The sequence below is a fragment of the Bacillus sp. MRMR6 genome, from assembly GCF_001940785.1.
Taxonomy (GTDB): Bacteria; Bacillota; Bacilli; order Bacillales; family Cytobacillaceae; genus Neobacillus.
This window is the reverse complement of record NZ_MSLS01000077.1, coordinates 1-1,282: the sequence shown is the minus strand read 5'-3', so window position 1 is coordinate 1,282 and position 1,282 is coordinate 1. Positions and strand designations below refer to the sequence as shown.

1 protein-coding gene is annotated in these 1,282 nt (G+C 37.4%); it reads right to left on the bottom strand.

Features of this window, described 5'->3' with window-relative positions; translation table 11 throughout:
• Positions 1-1,282 (bottom strand): IS1182 family transposase (locus BTR25_RS26620; protein ID WP_075690935.1); only part of this gene is annotated, 1,282 nt, incomplete at both ends.

Sequence of the window (1,282 nt, the reverse complement as noted above, 5' to 3'; positions counted from 1 at the left end):
AAACCCGAGGATTTGGCTGTTTCAAAACCGTGCCCATGCTTGAGTTCACTATTTTTTGCTTCAATTTTATAGCGGTTTTTTGCCAGGGTTTTAAATCTTTCCGTTTCTTGAAATGCTTCCTGGTCTAGATGCTCAGTAGACTTGATTGTTATGGAATAGGACTTGGTTTTGGCACCTTCCTGATAGCACCCTTCGCGGAAAGGGCAGACTTTACATTTATTAATATCAAACAAATACTTGATCCTAGCGTTTTTATCCTGGTTCTTTCTACCATCGTATTTTTTGCGAATCGCCATGTGTCCAGCCTTGCAGACATACATTCCGGCATCTTTRTTAAATTGAAATTCATCTTCCTTTGTCCGTCTGCCCTGTGTAACATTTGGATGCAATTTMGAGATAAGTTCTAAATCATGTTCATTTGTATAAAGAATGTTTTCTTTTTCGGAATATGCTGTATCTCCAATGACAGTGTTTATTTCCATGCCTGTATCCATACTCTTTTGAATTAATTCCTGCAGGTATTTTCCGTCACTTTTTTCGCCAGTTGTTATAACTGCCGAAGTTATTATTCTTTCATCACACATCGCGATATGTGTTTTGTAGCCAAAGAAGGATGAATCAACAGTTTTATGTCCTACACGGGCATCTGGATCTTCAGAAAAGCTCAATTGTTCTGTGTAGTCTTCCACAACTTCCTTTAGAACATTTAATCGCTCCTTTACTGCAGGGATTTCAGAGACTTTCGGTTCTGATTCAACAATGGAAATGAGTTGTCGGCAATAGTCCAGCTCATGTTTCACTTCGTTAGATGTGGTTTTATGCGGAAATTTCTCTTTCAWGGATTCATCGATTTGATAAACAGCTTTCCGGACATTTTTTGACTTCTCCTGTAAAAATTCCTTAGGAGATTTTTGGTTATAACGTGCTTTTGTATGTGTGGCATCAACAATAATAGTCTTACTTTTAATGATTCCCTTTTCAAGTGCAATCTCAACTGTCTTCCCGATAAGCAAATCCAAGAAATTTTTGTCCTTAAGGCGCAGCTTTCGAAATTTTGTTAAAGAACTTGGATCAATAACAGATGCTTCGGGTGCCATGTCGAGGAAATACTTAAATGACATATCGTATTTGGAACGTTCAACTACGTCTACATCGGAAACATCATAGATTGATTTCAGTAATAGATACTTGAACATTCGAATTGGTGGCACGGCATTGCGACCGTTATCCAGACAATATTTATCTTTTAATTCTTCAATTATGAATGAAAAGTCGACTAGTT